Source organism: Streptomyces sp. NBC_01750 (genome assembly GCF_035918095.1).
Lineage (GTDB): Bacteria > Actinomycetota > Actinomycetes > Streptomycetales > Streptomycetaceae > Streptomyces.
The window spans coordinates 4288450-4310538 of sequence record NZ_CP109137.1 but is presented as its reverse complement, the minus strand read 5'-3'; the positions used below and the strand labels follow the sequence as shown (position 1 = coordinate 4310538).

Below are 22089 nucleotides of genomic sequence, written 5' to 3'. Positions count from 1 at the left end.
GGTCCGTGGCGTGGGCCTCGGACCGGGTCACGTGGCAATGCTTTTGAGGTGTTCGTACGTCAAGCGCCGCGGCGCTGCGACGACGGACCGGACTCGTCGTCCTCGTCATCGTCGTCGTTGTACAGATCCGCGTACTGTGCGTACGGGTCATCTTCCTCGTCGTCGTCCTCGAACGGCTCAGCGTTCGGTGGTTGACTCGAAGGCGATGCGCCCAGCTCATTGGCCAGACGCGACAGGTCAGTCCCGCCGCTGTTGTACTTCAGCTGGCGGGCGACCTTCGTCTGCTTGGCCTTGGCCCGGCCGCGCCCCATGGCTCGACCCCCTCGGTGACGGGGCTCGACGGCCCCAGAGTCTTGACACGCGTTCATAATTCGGAACGGACTCTCCTTGGAGAGACCGGTCCGTAGGACTTCAACGGTACCTGCTTCCGCGGCCATACGGTACGCCGCCCGCATGACGTGCCACTTCGCAGACCCTCGAGGAGCCCCGTCCTCGCTGGTCAACTGCGATTTTAACCTCTTCTTGGCAGTCGACCCGCCGACCGGGGTGAGTCTTGTCTCCCGGGTCGGCGGGCCGGCCCCGCGAGGATCAGCGCCGGCGGGCCTCCGCCATGCGCTGCTCGGCGATCCGGTCGGCCGCCGCGGCCGGCGGAATCCCGTCTTCCTTCGCGCGTGCGAATATGGCCAGCGTGGTGTCGAAGATCTTCGACGCCTTCGCCTTGCACCGGTCGAAGTCGAAGCCGTGCAGCTCGTCGGCAACCTGGATCACGCCGCCGGCGTTCACGACGTAGTCGGGGGCGTAGAGGATCCCGCGGTCCGCGAGGTCCTTCTCCACGCCCGGGTGCTCGAGCTGGTTGTTGGCAGCGCCGCAGACCACCTTCGCGGTGAGCGCGGGCACGGAGTCGTCGTTCAGTGCGCCGCCGAGCGCGCACGGAGCGTAGACGTCCAGGCCCTCGGTGCGGATGAGGGTGTCCGTGTCGGTGACCGCGGTCACCCTGCCCGGGTGCTTGTCGAGGATCCGGCGTACGGACTCCTCCCGTACATCCGTGATCACGACTTCGGCGCCGTCCGACAGCAGATGCTCGACCAGGTGGTGACCGACCTTGCCGACGCCCGCGATGCCGACCTTGCGGCCGCGCAGCGTCGGGTCGCCCCACAGGTGCTGGGCCGAGGCCCGCATGCCCTGGAAGACGCCGTACGCGGTCAGCACGGACGAGTCGCCGGCGCCGCCGTTCTCCGGGGAGCGGCCGGTGGCCCACCGGGTCTCCCGGGCCACGACGTCCATGTCGGCGACGTATGTGCCGACGTCGCAGGCTGTCACATAGCGGCCACCGAGCGAGTCCACGAACCGGCCATAGGCGAGCAGAAGCTCTGTTCGCTGCCCGGCGTCCATCGCCGCGGAGTCACCGATGATCACGGCCTTGCCGCCGCCGTGGTCCAGCCCGGCCATGGCGTTCTTGTACGACATCCCACGGGAGAGGTTCAGCGCGTCCGCGACGGCCTCTGCCTCGGTGGCGTACGGGTAGAAACGGGTGCCGCCCAGGGCAGGGCCCAGAGCGGTCGAGTGGATGGCGATGACGGCCTTCAGGCCGGAGGCGCGGTCCTGGCACAGCACGACTTGCTCGTGGCCGCCCTGATCCGACTGGAACAGGGTGTGCAGGACGCCGTCGGTCACATCGGTCACGGTGGTGACTCCCAAGTACGAAGCGGCGGAGGAAGGCCCTCCTGTGGGTGGGGAAGGCCCAGTTGGGGACGAGGGTAAGTCCTACGCGTGCGTAGATCCGACGCAGTGCTGAGGATCACCCCCTTGCGGAGTACCGGCGTGGAAGGATTTGCGGCATGCCAGCGCTGTCCTCGGTCCTCGTTCCTTACGCGGCCTACCTGCGGGTGTACGAGCCGCTGGCGGCCTTTCCCGAGCCCGAGCGGAGCCACTGGGCCCGCTACGCCCGCCGGGAGACCACACCCACCGCCCAGGACGAACTGCGGCGCTCGCTGGCCGACTTGCTGCCCACCCCGCCGGTCCCGGTGCCGGTCCACGAGAGCGGTGACGCCTTTGTGACGGAGGTGGACGGGGTGGTGTGCGTCTGCCCGTGGCGGACCCGCCTGCGCGGCTGGCTGGCCCTGGAGGAGCTGGCGGAGCAGCTTCCCGCGGTTCTCCTCGACGCGGTGCTGCCGCCGGTGGTGCGCGGGCAGGCGGCCGCGGACTACGACCAGTGGCGTGAGCGCAACCCGGACGCGCGGCCGTGGATCAGGACGTCGGTCTGGCAGATCCCGGTGCGCTGGTTCGCGCTCTTCTCGGACGAGGAGCGCGAGTACGGGCCCGCCGGGCCCGCCGGGCCGGTGCTGCGCTATCGGACGCCGATGGTGCAGGCCCGGCGGCGGGTGGCCCGCGCGCTGAAGACGCTGAGAGAGACGATCGACGAGGGACAGCTGACAGAAGGCCTGGTAGATGTGGGGCGGTGGCTGGAGGAATTCCATCCGCGCTCCCTGGTCGAGCTGGACTACGGCGGCCTGGTGCACGCCCTTCCCGGCCCGCAGCTCGCCGAGGACCGCTCGGCTGCGGACGTGGCCGAGGGGATCGCGGCGCTGCGGGCCGGAGACGGTGCCGGAGCGGGCGAGGCGTATGCGCGTCTTGTGGAGCGCTGGCGGGCTGTCAGAGACCGTCAGTTCGCAAATTGAGTGCTTCTGAGGATCATTGAGCCCATCGGTCCAGGACGTAGGTCCCTATCCGGGCCTTTGTCTCAAGCGTGACGGACGGCACTTACTGGCCCCTTGCGTCCATCACCCACCCTCGTGTCAAAATAGGACAAGGAGCCCCGGGAGGGCTCCTTCCGTCCAAGTAAGGGCGGAATTCTCGGCATTGCACTCTATGGGGGGTCTGATGACTCCTGATCATCCTGTGACTGATCGTCACTGTGGCGTGACTGTCCGTTATGGCATGGTCCATCGGCTTCCGCCGCTGATGAACACCTCAGAGGGCAATTCCATCGGTTTGGCCGACGTGGCTGGACAGATGGTGTAGTTGTAGTGCCGAGGACAAGCCGTTCGTCCTATAACCGACTCGACCCGCGTCCGCCATTTCGGGCAACGCGGGTCAAGGTGCAGAATTTAGAGGAAAGAACCGAGATGGTTCGGTTCTCCCGAGGAGGCCGCTCATGACCGCTCGCACCCCTGATGCCGAGCCGCTGCTGACCCCGGCTGAGGTTGCCACGATGTTCCGCGTGGACCCGAAGACGGTCACCCGTTGGGCCAAGGCTGGCAAGCTCACGTCCATCCGCACGCTCGGTGGACATCGTCGGTACCGCGAGGCAGAGGTCCGCGCACTGCTTGCGGGTATTCCGCAGCAGCGTAGCGAGGCCTGAACACCCCATTGATCGGGCATTTCCGGGACCCCCATCCCGGACAAGCCCACCTATAGCGCCACATGGCGGCCGTCTGCCCCAACAGACTTCGTCATTGATCGCGCTGGACTCCGCCGGGTCCAGCGCGATCTTTTTTATGCCCGTGCGCGGGCCTGGGGCGATCCGTGACGACTGTTGCGGGTGGGGGCGGCCGGCGGGCGGGAAGATGCTCCAGGGGTGGTGCAATTGCACATATTAAATTGGTTGCTTGTAAGAAGGGGGTAAGTTCCCCACTTTCGAAAACCCACCCGGTGACACCCGTCACACCGCACAACTCTTGCCAAAGACAGGCCTGTCGCCGAAGAACCGGCGGGGAACGAGTCGTAGGTCACCCAGTGGCGGGACCTTCGTCGTCGGCTGCGGGAGCGAGCGCGGGGGCGGAAGCCGGCAGTTCCATGGCGAGCCGTTGGAGGCGATGGCAGATCGGACAGTGCCTTGTGAGATGCCGGTAGCCGGACGCGGCCTTCAGATGGGCGCGTAGAAGCGCCCTTGTCTCGTGCTGCCTCGCTGCGGACGCCGCCATGCACGTCACCTCCGGGTGTGTGCCGTCCCCTAGTGATTGGGTACCCGTGGCAGATGACGCCGTCAAGATGCCCGTACCGACACGGCGTCCGGCATGGCACGACAAAGACCCGCATCCCTGGGGGATACGGGCCTTCGATCTACTGCGGTCCTGACGGGATTTGAACCCGCGGCCTCCACCTTGACAGGGTGGCGAGCACTCCAAGCTGCTCCACAGGACCAGGTTTCGCAGCCTCTGTTGTGCGTTGGCTGCGAGAGAGACTGTACAGCAGGTCAGGGGGTGCGGTCGAACTCGATGCAAGCAGCCCGCCGGTCATGGCGCCGCCGCGTCGATCGCCTTGACGATGCGCTTGTCGGAGACCGGTTGGGCCGTGCCCAGCGCGTGCGCGAAGTAGCTCACACGCAGCTCCTCGATCATCCAGCGGATGTCCAGGACCTCCTGCGGGACCGGGCGGCCCTGCGGCATCTGTTCCAGCAGCCAGGCGTACTCGTCCTGCATCTCGTGGACCTTCTCCATGCGTGTCGTGTCGCGCTGCACGCCCGTCGGCATCTGCTGCAGCCGGCGGTCCACCGCGACCAGGTAGCGCATCAGGTCCGGGAGCCGCCGCAGGCCCGTCCCCGTGACGAAGCCGGCCGGCACGAGGGCCGCGAGCTGCTCCCGTACGTCCTGGACGTTGCTGACGAGCGTCAGGCTGTTCGTGGCCTTCAGGCGGCGCTCGCAGGCCTGCCAGGCGGCCAGGATCTGCTGGACCTGGTCCACGGTCCGTACCGTCGCGTCGACCAGGTCGGCACGCACCTTGTCGTACAGCTTGCGGAAGGACTCCTCGTCCCAGGCCGGACCGCCGTGGTCGGCGATCAGCTTGTCCGCCGCAGCCATCGCGCAGTCGTCGAAGAGCGCCTGGATCGAGCCGTGAGGGTTACGGGACAGCGCCAGCTTCTGCTGGTTGTTGAGCTTGTCCGAGGCGAACTTGGCCGGGTTCACCGGGATGTTGAGCAGGATCAGCCGCCGTGTGCCCCGCCACATCGCCTGCTGCTGCTCGGCCTCGGTGTCGAAGAGGCGTACGGAGACGGTCGCACCGTCGTCGACCAGGGCCGGGTACGCCCTGACCGGCTGGCCGGCCCTGCGGGTCTCGAAGACACGGATCAGCGTGCCGAGCGTCCAGTCCGTCAGACCCGTGCGCTCCAGGGACTCCCCCGAGGGGCCGGACGTGGCGGCCGCCGCGGCCTGGGAGAGGGCCTGGCGCGCCTTCGGCTTCAGCTGGAGCTTCAGGGCCTCCAGGTCCTTGTTCTCCGCGAGCTTCTTGCGGCGCTCATCGACGATCCGGAACGTGATCTTCAGGTGATCGGGGATCCGGGTCAGGTCGAAGTCGTCGGCCGTGACCGGGACGCCGACCATGCGCTGCAGCTCGCGCGCGAGCGTCACGGGGAGCGCCTCCTGGAGGGGAACGGCCCTCTCGAGGAAGGCTCTCGCGTAGTTCGGGGCGGGGACGTAGTGCCGGCGGATCGGCTTGGGGAGGGAGCGGATCAGCTCCATCACCACATCCTCGCGCAGACCCGGGATCTGCCAGTCGAAGCCCTCGGAGGTGACCTGGTTCAGCACCTGGAGAGGGACGTGAACGGTCACGCCGTCCGCGTCCGAGCCCGGCTCGAACTGGTACGTCACCCGGAACTTCAGCGCACCCTGGCGCCAGGAGTCCGGATAGTCGTCCTTGGTGACCGATCCGGCCTTCTCGTTGATGAGCATCTCGCGCTCGAAATCGAGAAGTTCGGGCTCGTCCCGGCGCTTGTGCTTCCACCAGGAGTCGAAGTGCGCGCCCGACACGACATGATCGGGCACCCGCTGGTCGTAGAAGTCGAAGAGGGTCTCGTCGTCCACCAGGATGTCGCGGCGGCGGGCGCGGTGCTCCAACTCCTCGACCTCGGTCAGGAGCTTGCGGTTGTCGGCGAAGAACTTGTGGTGCGTACGCCAGTCGCCCTCGACCAGAGCGTTGCGGATGAACAGATCGCGGGACGTCTCCGGGTCGATCCGTCCGTAGTTCACCTTGCGCTGCGCGACGATCGGCACGCCGTACAGCGTGACCCGCTCGTACGCCATCACCGCTGCCGCGTCCTTCTCCCAGTGCGGCTCGCTGTAGGTGCGCTTGACCAGATGCTGGGCGAGCGGCTCGATCCACTCCGGCTCGACCCTGGCGTTGACGCGGGCCCACAGCCGGGAGGTCTCGACGAGCTCCGCCGACATGATGAAGCGCGGGGGCTTCTTGAAGAGCGCCGAGCCGGGGAAGACCGCGAACTTGGCGCTGCGGGCGCCCAGATACTCGTTCTTGTCGGTGTCCTTGAGGCCGATGTGCGAGAGCAGGCCCGCCAGCAGCGAGGTGTGGACGGACTGCTCGGGCGCAGCCGCCTCCGTCGAGGGCTCCTCCAGATGCATGCCCATCTGCTTGGCGACCGTACGCAGCTGCGCATAGATGTCCTGCCACTCGCGGATGCGCAGGAAGTTCAGATACTCCTGCTTGCACATCCGGCGGAAGCTGGAGGAGCCGCGCTCCTTCTGCTGCTCGCGGATGTAGCGCCAGAGGTTGAGGAAGGCGAGGAAGTCGGAGGTCTCGTCCTTGAAGCGGGCGTGCTGCTGGTCGGCCTGCGTCTGCTTGTCGGCGGGCCGCTCGCGTGGGTCCTGGATGGAGAGCGCGGCCGCGATCACCATGACCTCGCGTACACAGCCGTTCTTGTCGGCCTCTATGACCATGCGGGCCAGTCGCGGGTCGACGGGCAGCTGGCTCAGCTTGCGGCCGAGCTGCGTCAGCTTCTTCTTCGGATCCTTCTGGACCGGGTCGAACGCGCCCAGTTCCTGCAGGAGCTGGACGCCGTCGCGGATGTTGCGGTGGTCCGGCGGGTCGAGGAAGGGGAACTTCTCGATGTCGCCGAGGCCGGCCGCGGTCATCTGAAGGATGACGGAGGCCAGATTCGTACGGAGGATCTCGGCGTCCGTGAACTCGGGACGGGAGACGAAGTCGTCCTCGGAGTAGAGACGGATGCAGATGCCGTCGGACGTACGGCCGCAGCGCCCCTTGCGCTGGTTGGCGCTGGCCTGGCTGATCCGCTCGATGGGCAGTCGCTGGACCTTGGTGCGGTGGCTGTAGCGGGAGATACGTGCGGTGCCCGGGTCGATCACGTACTTGATGCCGGGGACGGTCAGAGAGGTCTCGGCGACGTTCGTGGCGAGGACGATGCGGCGGCCGGTGTGCGGCTGGAAGACGCGGTGCTGCTCGGCGTGCGAGAGCCGTGCGTACAGGGGGAGCACCTCGGTGAATCTGTACTGCTTCTTGTTGAGCGCGTCCGCGGTGTCGCGGATCTCGCGCTCGCCGGAGAGGAAGACGAGGATGTCGCCCTTCCCCTCGGACTGGAGCTCCTCGACGGCGTCGCAGATCGCGGTGATCTGGTCGCGGTCGGACTCTTCGCTGTCGTCCTCGAGGAGCGGGCGGTAGCGGACCTCGACGGGGTACGTACGGCCGCTGACCTCGACGATCGGAGCCTCGCCGAAGTGGCGCGAGAAGCGCTCCGGGTCGATCGTCGCGGAGGTGATGATCACCTTGAGGTCGGGGCGCTTCGGCAGCAGCTGGGCGAGGTAACCGAGCAGGAAGTCGATGTTGAGGGACCGCTCATGGGCCTCGTCGATGATGATCGTGTCGTACGCGCGCAGCTCGCGGTCCGTCTGGATCTCGGCGAGGAGGATGCCGTCCGTCATCAGCTTGACGAAGGTGGCGTCCTGGTTGACCTGGTCGGTGAAGCGGACCTTCCAGCCGACCGCCTCACCGAGCGGGGTACGGAGCTCCTCCGCGACGCGCTCGGCCACGGTACGGGCGGCGAGCCTGCGCGGCTGGGTATGTCCGATCATGCCGCGCACGCCCCGGCCCAGCTCCAGACAGATCTTCGGGATCTGGGTCGTCTTGCCCGAACCGGTCTCGCCCGCGACGATCACGACCTGGTGGTCCCGTATCGCCTCGAGAATCAGGTCCTTCTTCTGGCTGACCGGCAGCTGCTCGGGGTACGTGACCTCGGGCACGCGGCCGGCGCGCCGCGTGACGCGGGCGGCGGAGCGCTCGGCCTCGGTGGCGATCTCGTCCAGCACGGCCTGCCGCGCCTCGGGCTCATGGATACGGCGGGCGCCCTCGAGACGACGGCCGAGCCGCTGGGCGTCGCGCAGCGACACCCCGGCCAGCAGGGTCTGAAGATCGGCGAAGGAAGTAGACATACGGATCCCAGGATCGCACCCCCGGGAAAGCACTGGCGAACGCATTTCGCCCAGGAGCTGATGCAGTGTGGAGCAGATCCGTCCAGTTTCGTTCGGGGCGGAGGGAACGGACCCGGGTGGACGTCCCCGGTCCCGCCCTGCCGGCGTCACTGACGCAACAGAGCGGGTATCCGCCGCTCCCTGAATACGACGAAAGCCCCGGTCCGCGAAGGACCGGGGCTTTCGGGCTGTGGCTGGGGCCGGGGTCGAACCGGCGACCTATCGCTTTTCAGGCGATCGCTCGTACCAACTGAGCTACCCAGCCACGCAGCTCTTGCGAGCTGCAGCGGTCCTGACGGGATTTGAACCCGCGGCCTCCACCTTGACAGGGTGGCGAGCACTCCAAGCTGCTCCACAGGACCAAGCAATGTGCGAGCACAAGTCTCGCACATGGTTTTGCGTGCCCCCAACGGGATTCGAACCCGTGCTACCGCCTTGAAAGGGCGGCGTCCTGGGCCACTAGACGATGAGGGCTAAGGGCCCACCTGGGCGCCTTTCGGCGCGTCGGGGACGTGAGAAGCATATGGGATGTGGGGAGCTATCGCCAAAACGGTTTACGGGGGTCCGGGGGCTGCCCCCAGGACAGCGCCGTCGGAGGGCCGGAGGGGGAGCCGGAAGGACCGGTGGAGGCGGCCCCGGAGGGACCGGTGGAGGGGCTGCTCGGTGACGGGGTCGCCCCGGGCTGGTTCTCCCCCGGGAGATGGCGGCTGACCTCGGCCGTCGTCAGGCCCAGACCTCCCAGTGTGATCTCGTCCCATGCTTGCAGCCGTCTGGTCGTACGGTCCATATAGAGCACCGACGCCCGCACCTTCTCCGGCTTGTCGTTCTGCACCGCGCGCAGGCCTCCGCCGCCCGTCGAGCCCTCGATCCTGAGGCGGGTGCCGTGGGGGAGTACCTCCGTCTCGCGGTGGTGGACATGGCCGGCCAGCGCCAGTGGGACCTCGCCGTCGGTCTCGCGCGCGGCCACCGGGTTGTGGGCGACCGCGATGTCGACCGGGGTGCCGGCGCGCTGCTGGTCGCGCAGGGCCGAGGCGAGGCGGATGCCCGTCATGCGTTCGGCCGGGTCGCCCTGGGCGACGATCGAGCGGTCGGGGGTGAACTGGGGGTCGCCGCTGCCCGCGATGCGCAGGCCTCCGAGGGTGACGGCCTTGCCGTCGTCGAGGACGTGCACGTTCTTGAGGCGGGAGATATAGGCCTGCGTGATGCGGGAGTCATGGTTGCCGCGGACCCAGACGTAGGGCGCGCCGAGGTCGGGAATCGGGTCGAGGAACCCGTTCTCGGCGGCGGTGCCGTGGTCCATCGTGTCGCCGGAGTCGATGATCACGTCGATTCCGTACTGCTCGACGAGTGAGCCGATGATGTGCCAGGCCGCCGGGTTGAGATGAATGTCGGAGACGTGCAGTACCCGCATCGTGCCGGGGTCCGGCTGGTAGGCGGGGAGTGTCGAGGTCGCGTCGTACAGCTTGGTGACATTGGTGACCAGGCGCGCCAACTCCCGCTGGTACACGTCGAATTCGGTGACGATGGAGCGGGCGTTGCCGACGACCGAAGGGGCGCTGGACAGCAGTCCGGAGAACTTCGGCTCAAGGACGGACTTCGGGTTCCAGGTGGCGTACGCGGAGATGCCCGAGGCGGCCAGCAGCGCGAGCGCGAGGCCGCCCGCCGCGAGTGCCCGGCGCGGGCGGCGGTAGACGGCGAGGCCCAGCGCGGTCGCGCCGGAGACGACGGCGACGCAGGAGCGTACGGCCAGCTCGGTGGTGCCGTCCGCCACGTCGCGGGCGACCTCGTCCTGGAGTCCGGAGATCCGTTCGGGGTGTTCGACCAGGGCCTGGGAGCGCGCCGGGTCGAGCTGGTCGACGTCGACGTCGAGGCGGATGGGTGCGACATGGGAGTCGAGCTCCAGGGCGCCGAGCGGCGAGACGTTGATCTTCGTGCCGCCGGACAGGGACGGGCGCAGGGTCATGCTCGTGTCCATCGGGCCCACCGGCGTACGGACGCTGCCGACGATCAGCAGGCCGAGCCAGGCGCCGAGCAGGACCACGGCGGTCAGGCCGAGGGCGCGGGTCCATGGGTGCGGGGTGTGGACCAGGGTGCTGGTGGGGGCGGTGTGGCGCGAGCGGTAGTGGCGCTGGAGCCGGGTGAGCGCGGCGTGCATCGAGCGGATCGGTTCCGGGGCGTCGCGGGCCATTGGTCCCGTATGCCCAGGATGGTGGGCGGGCATGCCGGGTCGCACGGTGCGCTCGCACGGCGTACGTGACAATGGCCACGTGCTGGAGATGACGCGCGAGGAGTTCGAGGAACTGGTCGCCGAGGCGCTGGACAGGATCCCGCCGGAGCTGACGCGGCTGATGGACAACGTCGCGGTGTTCGTCGAGGACGAACCGGCCGTCGACGATCCCGAGCTGCTCGGGCTCTACGAGGGGACTCCGCTCACCGATCGCGGTGAGTGGTACGCGGGCGTGCTGCCGGACCGGATCACCATCTACCGCGGGCCGGCGCTGCGGATGTGCGAGACCCGCGAGGACGTCGTCGCGGAGACCGAGATCACCGTGGTGCACGAGATCGCCCATCACTTCGGGATCGACGACGAGCGGCTGCATGCGCTGGGGTACGGATGAGTCCGCCCGGCCTTCCGGAGGTCCCCGAGGTGCCCGATCCCCCGGAAGCTCCGGACGTCCCGGAGGCGATCGATCCGGATGTCGACCTGCATGTGCCGGCCCAGCGCGCGGAGACCGCGGGCGGGCACAAGTGGCCGGTGCTCGCGGCGATCTCGGCCGGCGGCGTGGCGGGGACCCTGGCGCGGTACGCGGCCACGGTGCTGTGGCCCGCCGCCGAGGGGTCGTTCCCGTGGGCGGTCTTCTGGGTCAATGTGCTGGGCTGCTCGCTGATCGGCGTGTTCATGGTGCTGGTCAGCGAGGGCGGCCGGGGGGCGCATCCGCTGGTGCGGCCGTTCCTCGGGGTGGGGGTGCTCGGCGGGTTCACGACCTTCTCCACGTACGCACTGGACTTCTCGAACCTGCTGGAGCGTGAGGAGGCGGACACGGCGCTGGGGTACGCGGCCGGGACGCTGATCGGGGCGCTCGGCGCGGTGTGGCTGGCGGCCTCGGTGACCCGGTGGGCAGTGACCGGCGGGTGGTCACGCCGTGAACTGGCTGCTGGTGGCGGTGGGCGCGGCAATCGGCGCGCCGCTGCGGTATCTGACGGACCGTGCGGTGCAGGCGCGGCACGACTCGGTGTTCCCGTGGGGGACTTTCGTGGTCAACGCGGCCGGGAGTCTGGTGCTGGGGGCGGTCTCGGGGGCGGCCGTGTCCTCGGGGACGTACGCGCTCCTGGGAACGGGGCTGTGCGGCGCGCTGACGACGTACTCGACGTTTTCGTACGAGACGCTCCGGCTCGCCGAACGTGGCTGGAAATTCCTGGCGGCGGCGAATGTGGTCGCGTCACTGCTGGTCGGGCTCGGATCGGTGTTCCTGGGCGTGGAGTTGGCGCGCGGGCTGGTGGCGTAAGGGGCGTGCGGGGGCGTGTCCTTGTGGGGCAGAGGGAGTTGGGCAGGGAAACGCATGTCCCGTGCCCCGGAGGTGCTCCCCCGTGCGTCATTCGTCCGTCCACTTGTCCTTCCCCGGCCGGCTGGCAGTCTGGATCGCCGCCTCGCTGGCCGTCGCGGCCTCGTCAGGCTGTATGAGCGTGAGCGACGACGAAGGCCGGAAGCCGGCGCCCCATTCGTCGACCGGCCGGCATGGGGCGGTGGCCGAGCCGGACGGCGGGAGTGGGGCGCCGGGCGGCCGGCAGGTCCGCGGTACGCACGGCGGGCCGGGCGCGAAGGGCGGGGAGGGGGCCAAGACCTCGGCGAGTCCGAACGGCTCCGTGGCGCCCACGGCTCGGCCGCCGCGGGGCGGGCAGGGGCCGCAGCCGCCGCGGGATCCCAAGCCGACCGGCGGCGGACCGGTTCCGTCCGAACAGCCGCCGCCGCAGCCGACCCCGTCGGAACCGCCGCCGGAGAGTCCCACGCCGCAGCCGACCGAGCCGACCGATCCCCCGCCGCCCTCCTCCGCGCCAGAGGTGCGTGCCGGGGCGATGAGGCTGGTGGACGAGCGGGGAATGTGCGCGGAGCCGGCGGCATCGCCGCAGGTCGGACCAATGTAACGGGGGTCACAGGAGGCCAAGTTTGCCATTCCTGGGGGAGGGTGCGTATGGTGGTAGATCGTTTGATCCCATTGCCCGGCGCCGACAAAGAAGAGCGCCGCGTGGCGCGTACTCTCCCTAGCCGTGGCTGACCGCATTGAGGCGGTCGAATTGCGAAATCACGGAGTTTGGGCGCGTGCCGAGACTCCGGAAGGTTTCGCATTTCGCATGTCCACTTTCAGTACTGATCACGCCGTCATGCCCGAGAACGACGAGACCGCGGAGGCCGTAGCGGCCGCCGCCGTCCCCACCGAGACCGAGATCACCGAGATCGCAACCGAGATCGAGGTCGAGCTCGAGGTCGTCTCGGAGACGGTTGAGGCTCCCGAGGAGCCGCAGACCACGTTCGCCGACCTGGGACTGCCCGAGGGCATCGTCCGCAAGCTCGCGCAGAACGGCGTCACCGCCCCCTTCCCGATCCAGGCCGCGACCATCCCGGACGCCCTGGCCGGCAAGGACATCCTGGGCCGCGGCCGCACCGGCTCCGGCAAGACCCTCTCCTTCGGTCTGCCGACCCTGGCCACGCTGGCCGGCGGCCACACCGAGAAGAAGAAGCCCCGCGCGGTCATCCTCACCCCGACCCGTGAGCTCGCGATGCAGGTCGCGGACGCGCTGCAGCCGTACGGCGACGTACTCGGCCTGAAGATGAAGGTCGTCTGCGGCGGTACGTCGATGGGCAACCAGATCTACGCGCTCGAGCGCGGCGTCGACGTCCTCGTCGCCACCCCGGGCCGACTGCGCGACATCATCAACCGTGGCGCCTGCTCGCTCGAGAACGTCCAGGTCGCCGTCCTCGACGAGGCCGACCAGATGTCCGACCTGGGCTTCCTGCCCGAGGTCACCGAGCTGTTCGACCAGATCCCGGCCGGCGGCCAGCGGATGCTCTTCTCCGCCACCATGGAGAACGAGATCGGCACGCTCGTCCGCCGCTACCTCGTCGACCCGGTCAGCCACGAGGTCGACAGCGCCCAGGGCAACGTCACGACCATGACGCACCACGTGCTCGTCGTGAAGCCCAAGGACAAGGCGCCGGTCACCGCGGCGATCGCCGCCCGCAAGGGCCGCACCATCATCTTCGTACGCACCCAGCTGGGCGCCGACCGTATCGCCGAGCAGCTCGTCGAGTCGGGTGTGAAGGCGGACGCGCTGCACGGCGGCATGACCCAGGGCGCGCGTACCCGCGTCCTCGAGGACTTCAAGAAGGGCTACGTCAACGCGCTCGTCGCCACCGACGTCGCCGCCCGCGGTATCCACGTCGACGGCATCGACTTGGTCCTGAACGTGGACCCGGCCGGCGACCACAAGGACTACCTGCACCGCTCGGGCCGTACCGCCCGAGCCGGCAAGTCCGGAACTGTCGTCTCGCTGTCCCTGCCGCACCAGCGCCGCCAGATCTTCCGTCTGATGGAGGACGCGGGCGTCGACGCCTCGCGCCACATCGTGGCCGGAGCCGGCGTGTTCGACCCGGAGGTCGCCGAGATCACCGGCGCCCGTTCGCTGACCGAGGTCCAGGCCGACTCCGCGAACAACGCCGCCAAGCAGGCGGAGCGCGAGGTCGTCGACCTGACCAAGCAGCTGGAGCGCATCCAGCGCCGTGCTGTCGAACTCCGCGAGGAGGCCGACCGCCTGGTGGCGCGCGCGGCGCGCGAGCGGGGCGACGACCCGGAGACGGCGGTCGCCGAGGTGACCGAGGCCGCCGAGGCGGAGGTCGAGGCCGCGGTTGCGGCGGCGGCCGTGCCGGAGCCGGTGGAGCGTCGTGACGACCGGGGCAACTTCGACCGCCGTGGCGGCGACCGTGGCGGCTTCCGCCGTGACGACCGCCGGGACAACGACCGTCCGTCGGGTGGCTTCCGTTCCGGTGGCGGGGACCGTCGTGACGACCGTGGTGGCCGTTCGTTCGAACGTCGCGATGACCGTCCGTCGGGTGGTTTCCGCCGCGATGACCGTCCGTCCGGTGGTTTCCGCCGGGACAACGACCGTCCGTCGGGTGGCTTCCGTTCCGGTGGCGGGGACCGTCGTGACGACCGTGGTGGCCGTTCGTTCGAGCGTCGTGACGACCGTCCGTCGGGTGGTTTCCGCCGCGATGACCGTCCGTCCGGTGGTTTCCGCCGGGACAACGACCGTCCGTCGGGTGGCTTCCGCTCCGGTGGCGGCGAGCGCCGTGACGACCGTGGTGGCTTCAACCGTGACGACCGCCCCTCGGGTGGCTTCCGTCGCGATGACCGCCCCACCGGCGGCCACCGTGGCAGCGACCGCCCGTTCAACCGCGACCGCCGCGACGACCGCCCCTCGGGCGGCTTCCGTTCCGGTGGCAGCACCGACCGCCCGCAGGGCCGTCGTGACGACCACCGTGGCGGCACCACCGGCACCGGCACGAACACCGGCTCCTTCGGGCGCCGTGACGACAAGCCGCGCTGGAAGCGCAACGGCTGATCGCAGCTGACCGGCTGACGGCTCACTGAGCCCGACCCGCTGACAGGGCCCGCACGACACTTCGGTGTTGTGCGGGCCCTGTCGCTTTGAACCGGCCCGAGCCGGTGTCAACTCCCCTCCGCGGCGGGCCATCGCAACAGCGGAGACGGCAACCCCATCGACCCGAACGTGCCGCACCATCTGATGGGCAAGCGCTGGAACGGATTTGACGCCTTCGCCGCCTCCGGCTACCTCACCGGGGACGGCCGCCCCGATCTGCTCGTACGTCAGGCCTCCACGGGCTTCCTCTTCCTCTACCGGGGCAGTACGAACGCCGGCTTCGAGCCTGCCGTGAAGGTCGGTTCCGGCTGGAAGGGCTGGACGATCATCGGCGCGGAGGATCTGACCGGGGACGGGCACGGCGATCTGCTCGCGCGGGATCCGGGCGGTGAGGTGTGGCGCTACGACGGTACGGGGGCGGGCAGGTTCAAGCCGCGGAAGCTGGTCTTCAGTGACTGGAGTGCCGGCCGCAAGGAGATCATGGCCGTCGGTGATGTCACGGGCGACAGCCTCTGCGACCTCATCTCCCGTGACACGAACGGCAAGTTGCTGCGCAATCAGGGCGACGGAAAGGGTTCGTTCGGGGCCACGGTCACGATCGGCACGGGCTGGCAGAACTACCGGGCGCTGTTTCAGGCCACGGGTGGCGCATGTGGTGTCCCCGGCAAGGGAATTGCTGGGGGCATGACAGATAACCCCACTGTGGGGGATCCTCCCCCGCAACCAGCCTCCGTTCCCGACGCGGCACCCACGGCTGTCTCCGGCTCCCAGCCGGGCGCCGTACCGACCGTCATCCCCGACTCCGCACCGGCCTCCGCGGGCTCTTCCGCACCGGCTGCCGCGACCGTCATCCCCGACTCCGCACCGGCCTCCGCGGCTTCTTCCGCACCGGCCTCCTCACCGGTCTCCGTCGGTTCTTCCGCACCCGCCGTCGTCGCCGACCCCGCACCGCCCTCCGCGGGCTCCGACGAGGAGCGCCTGGCCCAGCTCGGCTACACCCAGGTCCTCGCCCGCCGGATGTCGGCGTTCTCCAACTACGCCGTCTCCTTCACCATCATCTCGGTCCTCTCCGGCTGTCTCACCCTCTACCTCTTCGGCATGAACACCGGCGGCCCGGCCGTGATCACCTGGGGCTGGGTCGCCGTCGGCCTGATGACCCTGTTCGTCGGCCTGGCGATGGCCGAGATCTGCTCGGCGTACCCGACCTCCGCGGGCCTGTACTTCTGGGCCCACCGACTGGCACCGCCGCGCAGCGCGGCCGCCTGGGCATGGTTCACGGGCTGGTTCAACGTCCTCGGCCAGGTCGCTGTCACGGCGGGCATCGACTTCGGCGCGGCGTCCTTCCTCGGCGCGTACCTCAATCTCCAGTTCGGCTTCGAGGTCACGCCGGGCCGGACGATCCTGCTGTTCGCCGCGATCCTGGTGCTGCACGGCCTCCTCAACACCTTCGGCGTACGCATCGTCGCGATCCTCAACAACGTCAGCGTCTGGTGGCATGTGCTGGGCGTCGCGGTGATCGTCGGCGCGCTCACCTTCGCACCCGACTCCCACCAGTCGGCGTCCTTCGTGTTCACGAAGTTCGTGAACAACACCGGCTGGGACAGCGGCCTCTATGTCGTCCTCATCGGACTGCTGATGGCCCAGTACACCTTCACCGGCTACGACGCCTCGGCCCATATGACCGAGGAGACCCACGACGCCGCGACCGCCGGCCCGCGCGGCATCGTCCAGTCCATCTGGACCTCGTGGATCGCGGGCTTTGTCCTGCTGCTCGGGTTCACCTTCGCCATCCAGTCGTACGAAGGAGCCCTGGCCTCGCCGACAGGAGCGCCGCCGGCCCAGATCCTGCTGGACGCGCTCGGTGCGACCGCCGGGAAGCTCCTGCTCCTGGTCGTCGTCGGCGCCCAGCTCTTCTGCGGTATGGCGTCGGTCACTGCGAACAGCCGCATGATCTACGCCTTCTCCAGGGACGGTGCCCTGCCGTTCTCGAGGGTCTGGCACACGGTCAGCCCCCGTACCCGTACGCCCGTCGCCGCGGTCTGGCTCGCGGCCCTCGGCGCGCTCGTCCTCGGTCTGCCGTATCTGATCAATGTCACCGCGTACGCCGCTGTGACCTCGATCGCGGTCATCGGCCTCTACATCGCGTACGTCATCCCCACCCTGCTGCGGCTGTTCCGCGGCGACAGCTTCGAACGCGGCCCCTGGCACCTGGGCCGCTGGTCCCGCCCGATCGGCATCGTGGCGGTGATCTGGGTCGCGGTGATCACCGTGCTCTTCATGCTTCCGCAGGTCTCCCCGGTCACCTGGGAGACGTTCAACTACGCCCCGGTCGCGGTCCTGGTCGTCCTGGGCTTCGCCGCGGCCTGGTGGCTGGCCTCGGCCCGCCACTGGTTCCTGAACCGCAATCACCCCCGGACGATCGCCCGCGAGACGTCGCGTCGGTGACCTGCGGCGGGGTCTCGACGGGGCCGGTGAACCGATACCCGATCGGCTCACCGGTCCTGTCCGGCTATGCTCGGGGATGCATTGCCGAGGGCCGTTAGCTCAATTGGCAGAGCAGCGGACTTTTAATCCGTTGGTTGTGGGTTCGAGTCCCACACGGCCTACCGCTAAGCCCCAGGTCAGAGCACATCTGATCTGGGGCTGACTGCGTTTCAGGGGCGGTTCGGGGGGCGGTTGCTCAGCCAACGGTCAGACGAAGCGCTAACGATCACGGCACGCAAGAGCCCCGGCCTGTCCGCGACGGGGGACGCGTACAGACCGGGGCGGCGGTGGGGCGGGACTACGCGGTGGCCGGCGCGCTCTGCTCGAGACGCCCCTTCCGGGTAGCGCCTCCGCACTTCTCGCAGGAGACGATGACCACGCCCTGACAGATCAGCGGGACGGTCTGCCGACTCCGGCATTCCCGACACGGGGTGTGGCGGAACTGCTCGATGCTTGCGAACGCCTGTCCTGCCTGCTTCGCGTCCATGGTCAGACGGCCGCGGCCGCGGCCTGCTCCATCTCCTCGTCGGTGGCCATGAGGTCGTCGAACTCGCCGTCCTTCGCGCCTTCGATGAACTTCCGGATCTCGGCGCGGCTGAAGTACAGGACGGGGCTGTCCGGGTCCTTGTCGTCGGAGAGGGCGACCATGCGGGTGCCGTCCGGGATGCTGTAGTGCGGATGGTCCTTGGCGTCCGGCGCCTCGGCGACGATGACGCAGTCCTTCAGGATCGGGTCAAGGTCGGTCCTGCTCGCCTTACGCCAGTCCAGCCCCGGGGCGTGCGAGTTCTCGAACGAGACCGTGCCGCGACCATTGCTGAGTGTGCCCATGAGTGGTGTCCTCTCTCTCGTGCATGTGCTCGGTCCTGCACTCCGCTCCGGCCGGGATTCCTGGCGAGGTGCTCCGGTCGGGGCGGGGATCACTGGGGTGTACGTAGTCGCCCGCGCGCCTTCTCAGCGGGGTTGTCGTTCTCACCCTCGGCCGTCACGCAGTAACCGCCGGCCTGCCCGACGCGGTACCGCATGACTGAGCTCTGCGAGGACGTCCCGGGTGAGCCGGTCCCCAGCCGCGGGACTCGGTAGGCGCGGTACCGGTCGAGGCGGGTGTCGAGGATGACGGTCGAAGTGGTGGCGTGCCGGTCGTAGATGATCGGGCGGCCGCTCCTCGGCCATGGCCTCCTCGCCGTCAGTCGAAGGGGCGGATCCTGTCGCGACACCTCAGACTGGGCGCGTGAGCCGCAACGACGCATTGAGAGCGGCCCTGTTACGGAAGGGCCGGCGCACCGTCGAGGCCGCCGCGGCCTACAGGAGCACGGACAACAACTCTTCGACAACTGCCGGTTCACCGTGTCCGCGCGGACGTGGCGCCGGTGGGAGGGCGGCCGCCCCGGCCGGCCGGCTGAGGAAACCGCGATTGTGCTGCACGACGCGCTCGGCGGCCGGCGACGCACCGTCAGCCGCGGATGTCAGGACCGGAACAGCTGCGGTTGGGGGCAGTTCTCCAGAGGGTCGTCCGGACGGTCCGCCCACTTCCACCAGACGTGTCGGCCGAGGCACCGCCACAGCATGCGGCAGGCTCGCGCACCATCGACTTCTCTGCTGGAGAGGACGAAGCCGCCGGACTTCAATGGCTGATCGCACTCGGGACACGCGGGCGGAGCATCGGGCATGGTGCGCAACATACCTTGGCGCCGGGTGGCAACAACATGAGCTGGGAATCACTGACCGTTTCGACGGCGAATCTAGCCTGACCTGGGCATACATCGATTGGCTGAGGATCAGAATCCGGACGGGCCCGGCCACTTATGACCGTGGTTTCGTCACTTCCTCCGGTGGAGTTCCTGAGGCGATGATCTGTCCGCCAGCATCGGCTTGCGCCTCCAGAACGACGAGGCTTTGGCGCCATCCAAGGAGACCGCGCCCGTTCAGGGCGTGGTTGAGCCCGGGCCCCGTCACACCCAGGTCGAGCAGCGTCACATCGTCGAGCAGCAGCACATCGTGGAGGTCCGCGCCTTCCCAGGTGCGGACCTCGCCGACCTTGCTGTGCCCCCACGAGCGGTACGCGACCTGCACCGCCTTGCCGTTCGGGGGGACGTGAACGGAAGCGCCGTCACCCCGTCATGTCGTCATGCCGGACCACGCACAGCGCCCAGATGATGAACGCGTACAGCGCGATCGCGATGATCGACCAGAACGGGTAGTACGGCAGGGACAGGAAGTTGGTGATGATGAGCAGTGCCGCAATGGCGATGCCGATGATCCGCGCCCAGAGCGGGGCCTTGAACAGGCTGATGCCCACGATGATGGCCACCACTCCGAGGATCAGATGGAGCCAGCCCCACCCGGTCAGATCGAATCTGAAGACGTAGCGCGGTGTCGTGACGAAGATGTCGTCGTTGGCGATGGCCATGATGCCTCGGAAGACGTCGAGGACACCGCCGATGATCAGCATTACTGCGGCGAACACCACGAGCCCGCCGGCAGTCGCCAGGGATGCCTCGGAGCGTTCGGGGGTTGACCGCGGATGAGTTGTCTGCGACATGGTGTTTCCTCTACTCCCTGTTGTTCTCCGTTCGAGCCATCGACGGCCGTTCTGGACGGGAACAGGCGGATGAGGATCGCGCAGGCGATGGCGTTGGCCGGCCGTCTGTGCGCATTCACCCACTCCCGCACCTCCCGGTGCGGCGGCTTCGGATTCCGGCGGGTCGGCCGTTTCACGTCCGACCCGGTTCTTCACGATCCCCGCGCTGCCGGCAGGGCGACCCGCCGGGAATCCCACGGCACCGAGTGCGGTGCCCGGGCTCAGTGCAGGAGCTTTTCCTTGGCCTGCTGGAATTCCGCCTCGGATATGTCGCCCTTGGCCTTGAGCTCGGAGAGTTTGGCCAGCTGGTCCACCCCGCTGCCGGCTCCGCCGGCCGTCTCCCGGATGTAGGAGTCCATGGCAGATCGCTGCTCCTGTGCGTGATGGAGTTCACGGGTGCCCATTTCCTTGCCCCGGACGATCACGTACACCAGGACCCCGAGGAAGGGGATGATGAGGACGAAGATCAGCCATGCCGTCTTCGCCCATCCACTCATCTCGTGGTCACGGAAGATGTCGATGATGATCCGGAAGAGCAGCATCAGCCACATGATCCAGAGGAAAATCCACATCACCGTCCAGAAGGCGCCCAGCACGGGATAGTCGTACGCCAGGACCAGATCGCCATCCATCGCTCTCCTCCTGCCACTCACCGTCGGACTCCGGGGTCCGCTCCCTTCCAGCCTCCTCGTTTCCCGGCAGGCGGCCTCACCCGTCACGGGTGAATCGTGTGATCGGCCCCCCCGGGTCGCCGTCAGACAGTCTCGGCAGTGACCCGTCCAGCGCGCGCGGCGTCGGTGAGGGCCTGGAAGTCGCGCTCGTTCTGGTCGGCGTAGAGCTCGGCGAACTCCGCGAGCGCCCGGTCGAAGCTGTCGTTGCTGCCGAGGTACGAGGCGATGGCGATCCGGTCGCCCGAGCGGGCGTGGGCGCGGGCCAGTGTGGTGCCGCACACACGGCCGAAGTACTCCAGCTGGTCCGGAGGCATGAGATGCGGTACCGCGATGCCCTTCCAGTCGCGCAGCTGGCGGACGTAGAAGTCGCGCTGCCGGCCGTCGATGCCCGTGACCCGCTCCCAGCCGAGGAAGATGTCACCGGCCGCCTGCATGAGCCGCTGCCCGGATACGACACGCTGCCCCTGGTTCTCGTACTCGCCGGCACCGGCGTACGGGGCGAGTACGGACTGGTCGGCTTCTTTGGCCTGCAGCAGCAGCGGGTCCTCGTCGTCCTTGCCGAGCATGAGCAGCACCCAGCAGCGGGTGCCGACGCTGCCGACGCCGACCACTTTGCGCGCGGCGTCGACCAGCCGGAACTGTTCCAGCAGATGACGCCGGTCGGACGGGAGGCTGCGGCCGTATCCCTTGATGAGTGTCCGGAGCTGCTGCTCGAGATCATGGCGCTCGACGTCGGGGAGCAGGTCGCCCAGCGGGACGATCAACGGAGGGTCGGCCGCGATCCGCCGTTCGCCGTGGATGACCTTCGTGAGCTTTTTGTACACCTGCAGGTTGTCGCGGGTGCGTGCGGCGGACAGCGCGTGGGAGACCCGTTCGCGGGCGCCCTTGCCCAGCTCCTTCGGCAGGAGTTCACGGATCTGGTCGGCGTCGGCCTGGGTGTACCAGACAGCCAGGTTGGTCATTCCGGCGAAGCCGCGCATCGCGTCCCGGTAGGCCCCGACGGCGCCCCGTACGACGGTTTCGCGCTGCTTCCGCGAGAAATCGTTTTCGCGGCCGGCGATCGCAAGGCTTGCCGAAAGCCTTTTGACGTCCCACTCCCACGGGCCGGGCAGGGTTTCGTCGAAGTCGTTGATGTCGAAGACCAGATTCCGTTCGGCGGAGGCCAGCAGCCGGAAGTTCAGCAGGTGGGCGTCTCCGCAGAGCTGCGCGACGATTCCGGTGTGAGGCGCGGCGCCCAGGTCGGAGGCCATGATCGCGGCCGCGCCCCGGTAGAACCGGAATGGTGATTCCAGCATCCGGCCGTACCGGATGGGTACGAGTTCCGGCACGCGAGCGGCGGACTGGCGCTCGACGATCTCGACAGGGCCGGTCCGGTTCGCGGGCGGTTCGAACAGGGCATGGCTGGAGCGTGGCACCCGGTCGCGGGCCGCCTTGCCGCGGGCAGCCCGCTCGTGCGGGGTCAGATGTGCGTCCGGGGTCGTCGCTCTCATCG

17 protein-coding genes, 5 tRNA genes and 2 pseudogenes are annotated in these 22089 nt (G+C 68.7%); 10 read left to right on the top strand and 14 right to left on the bottom strand.

Annotated elements, in window-relative coordinates; translation table 11 throughout:
• Positions 1-59: 59 nt before the first annotated feature.
• Both OG966_RS19245 and OG966_RS19240 read right to left on the bottom strand, forming a co-directional pair.
• Positions 60-311, bottom strand: coding sequence for a DUF3073 domain-containing protein (locus OG966_RS19245; protein WP_307662491.1), 252 nt, complete (start codon positions 309-311; stop codon positions 60-62).
• 277 nt (positions 312-588) lie between these two features.
• The gene (locus OG966_RS19240; RefSeq protein WP_326650936.1) at positions 589-1683 is read right to left on the bottom strand and encodes a Leu/Phe/Val dehydrogenase; all 1095 of its coding nucleotides are present in this window, start codon (positions 1681-1683) and stop codon (positions 589-591) included.
• A 155-nt stretch (positions 1684-1838) separates the two neighbouring features.
• On the opposite strand from OG966_RS19240, the gene OG966_RS19235 reads away from it, so the two are divergent.
• Positions 1839-2678, top strand: coding sequence for a hypothetical protein (locus OG966_RS19235; protein ID WP_326650935.1), 840 nt, complete (start codon positions 1839-1841; stop codon positions 2676-2678).
• A gap of 476 nt (positions 2679-3154) precedes the next feature.
• Positions 3155-3361 carry a developmental transcriptional regulator BldC gene (bldC, locus tag OG966_RS19230; RefSeq protein ID WP_003949541.1) on the top strand — a complete coding sequence of 69 codons (207 nt, stop codon included), beginning with the start codon at positions 3155-3157 and terminating at the stop codon, positions 3359-3361.
• A 367-nt stretch (positions 3362-3728) separates the two neighbouring features.
• Here the strand turns inward: bldC and OG966_RS19225 are convergent, their stop codons facing one another.
• The 7 genes from OG966_RS19225 to OG966_RS19195 form a co-directional block, all read right to left on the bottom strand.
• Complete coding sequence (locus OG966_RS19225) at positions 3729-3923, bottom strand: DUF6274 family protein (RefSeq protein WP_406731530.1); 195 nt, start codon at positions 3921-3923, stop codon at positions 3729-3731.
• A 145-nt stretch (positions 3924-4068) separates the two neighbouring features.
• Positions 4069-4143: transfer RNA gene (locus tag OG966_RS19220), tRNA-Asp, on the bottom strand.
• 92 nt (positions 4144-4235) lie between these two features.
• Positions 4236-8171 (bottom strand): ATP-dependent RNA helicase HrpA, encoded by a 3936-nt coding sequence (hrpA, locus tag OG966_RS19215; RefSeq protein WP_326650934.1) that lies wholly within the window; start codon positions 8169-8171, stop codon positions 4236-4238.
• A 230-nt stretch (positions 8172-8401) separates the two neighbouring features.
• A tRNA-Phe gene (locus OG966_RS19210) sits at positions 8402-8475 on the bottom strand.
• Between the two features lie 22 nt (positions 8476-8497).
• Positions 8498-8572: transfer RNA gene (locus tag OG966_RS19205), tRNA-Asp, on the bottom strand.
• Between the two features lie 39 nt (positions 8573-8611).
• Positions 8612-8684: transfer RNA gene (locus OG966_RS19200), tRNA-Glu, on the bottom strand.
• 64 nt (positions 8685-8748) lie between these two features.
• Entirely contained in the window at positions 8749-10398 is a 1650-nt protein-coding gene (locus OG966_RS19195) for a metallophosphoesterase family protein (RefSeq protein ID WP_326650933.1), read from the bottom strand.
• A gap of 79 nt (positions 10399-10477) precedes the next feature.
• On the opposite strand from OG966_RS19195, the gene OG966_RS19190 reads away from it, so the two are divergent.
• The 8 genes and pseudogenes from OG966_RS19190 (at position 10478) to OG966_RS19155 (ending at position 17470) form a co-directional block, all read left to right on the top strand.
• On the top strand, positions 10478-10828 hold the full coding sequence (locus OG966_RS19190) for a metallopeptidase family protein (RefSeq protein WP_326655284.1): 351 nt from the start codon (positions 10478-10480) through the stop codon (positions 10826-10828).
• Positions 10825-11340, top strand: a pseudogene (locus tag OG966_RS19185) (fluoride efflux transporter FluC); the annotation flags it as partial. The gene OG966_RS19190 and the pseudogene OG966_RS19185, both read left to right, overlap by 4 nt.
• A gap of 13 nt (positions 11341-11353) precedes the next feature.
• A complete protein-coding gene (locus OG966_RS19180; protein ID WP_326650932.1) occupies positions 11354-11716 on the top strand; it encodes a fluoride efflux transporter FluC in 363 nt (120 codons plus the stop codon).
• Between the two features lie 82 nt (positions 11717-11798).
• Entirely contained in the window at positions 11799-12353 is a 555-nt protein-coding gene (locus OG966_RS19175) for a hypothetical protein (RefSeq protein WP_326650931.1), read from the top strand.
• A gap of 207 nt (positions 12354-12560) precedes the next feature.
• Positions 12561-14825: a DEAD/DEAH box helicase gene (locus OG966_RS19170; RefSeq protein ID WP_326650930.1), complete on the top strand. Its 2265-nt coding sequence runs from the start codon at positions 12561-12563 to the stop codon at positions 14823-14825.
• Between the two features lie 183 nt (positions 14826-15008).
• Positions 15009-15224, top strand: a pseudogene (locus tag OG966_RS19165) (FG-GAP-like repeat-containing protein); the annotation flags it as partial.
• Positions 15225-15842: 618 nt separating this feature from the next.
• A complete protein-coding gene (locus OG966_RS19160) occupies positions 15843-17309 on the top strand; it encodes an amino acid permease (RefSeq protein WP_326655283.1) in 1467 nt (488 codons plus the stop codon).
• Between the two features lie 88 nt (positions 17310-17397).
• Positions 17398-17470, top strand: a tRNA-Lys gene (locus OG966_RS19155).
• Between the two features lie 367 nt (positions 17471-17837).
• Here the strand turns inward: OG966_RS19155 and OG966_RS19150 are convergent.
• The 5 genes from OG966_RS19150 to OG966_RS19130 form a co-directional block, all read right to left on the bottom strand.
• Positions 17838-18176, bottom strand: coding sequence for a DUF397 domain-containing protein (locus OG966_RS19150; RefSeq protein WP_326650929.1), 339 nt, complete (start codon positions 18174-18176; stop codon positions 17838-17840).
• Positions 18177-19148: 972 nt separating this feature from the next.
• Positions 19149-19418 carry a hypothetical protein gene (locus OG966_RS19145; RefSeq protein WP_326650928.1) on the bottom strand — a complete coding sequence of 90 codons (270 nt, stop codon included), beginning with the start codon at positions 19416-19418 and terminating at the stop codon, positions 19149-19151.
• 37 nt (positions 19419-19455) lie between these two features.
• Entirely contained in the window at positions 19456-19887 is a 432-nt protein-coding gene (locus OG966_RS19140) for a DUF7144 family membrane protein (protein ID WP_326650927.1), read from the bottom strand.
• A 260-nt stretch (positions 19888-20147) separates the two neighbouring features.
• Positions 20148-20558 (bottom strand): SHOCT domain-containing protein, encoded by a 411-nt coding sequence (locus OG966_RS19135; RefSeq protein ID WP_326650926.1) that lies wholly within the window; start codon positions 20556-20558, stop codon positions 20148-20150.
• A 122-nt stretch (positions 20559-20680) separates the two neighbouring features.
• Complete coding sequence (locus OG966_RS19130; RefSeq protein ID WP_326650925.1) at positions 20681-22087, bottom strand: DUF2252 domain-containing protein; 1407 nt, start codon at positions 22085-22087, stop codon at positions 20681-20683.
• Positions 22088-22089: the final 2 nt, after the last annotated feature.

Excerpts from the sequence above, each read along its gene's own strand:
- OG966_RS19140 (WP_326650927.1), bottom strand. The coding sequence starts at position 19,887 with ATGTCGCAGACAACTCATCCGCGGTCAACCCCCGAACGCTCCGAGGCA.
- OG966_RS19195 (WP_326650933.1), bottom strand. The coding sequence starts at position 10,398 with ATGGCCCGCGACGCCCCGGAACCGATCCGCTCGATGCACGCCGCGCTC.
- OG966_RS19225 (WP_406731530.1), bottom strand. The coding sequence starts at position 3,923 with ATGGCGGCGTCCGCAGCGAGGCAGCACGAGACAAGGGCGCTTCTACGC.
- OG966_RS19150 (WP_326650929.1), bottom strand. The coding sequence starts at position 18,176 with ATGGGCACACTCAGCAATGGTCGCGGCACGGTCTCGTTCGAGAACTCG.
- OG966_RS19235 (WP_326650935.1), top strand. The coding sequence starts at position 1,839 with ATGCCAGCGCTGTCCTCGGTCCTCGTTCCTTACGCGGCCTACCTGCGG.
- OG966_RS19130 (WP_326650925.1), bottom strand. The coding sequence starts at position 22,087 with ATGAGAGCGACGACCCCGGACGCACATCTGACCCCGCACGAGCGGGCT.
- OG966_RS19245 (WP_307662491.1), bottom strand. The coding sequence starts at position 311 with ATGGGGCGCGGCCGGGCCAAGGCCAAGCAGACGAAGGTCGCCCGCCAG.
- bldC (WP_003949541.1), top strand. The coding sequence starts at position 3,155 with ATGACCGCTCGCACCCCTGATGCCGAGCCGCTGCTGACCCCGGCTGAG.
- OG966_RS19170 (WP_326650930.1), top strand. The coding sequence starts at position 12,561 with ATGTCCACTTTCAGTACTGATCACGCCGTCATGCCCGAGAACGACGAG.
- OG966_RS19135 (WP_326650926.1), bottom strand. The coding sequence starts at position 20,558 with ATGGATGGCGATCTGGTCCTGGCGTACGACTATCCCGTGCTGGGCGCC.
- hrpA (WP_326650934.1), bottom strand. The coding sequence starts at position 8,171 with ATGTCTACTTCCTTCGCCGATCTTCAGACCCTGCTGGCCGGGGTGTCG.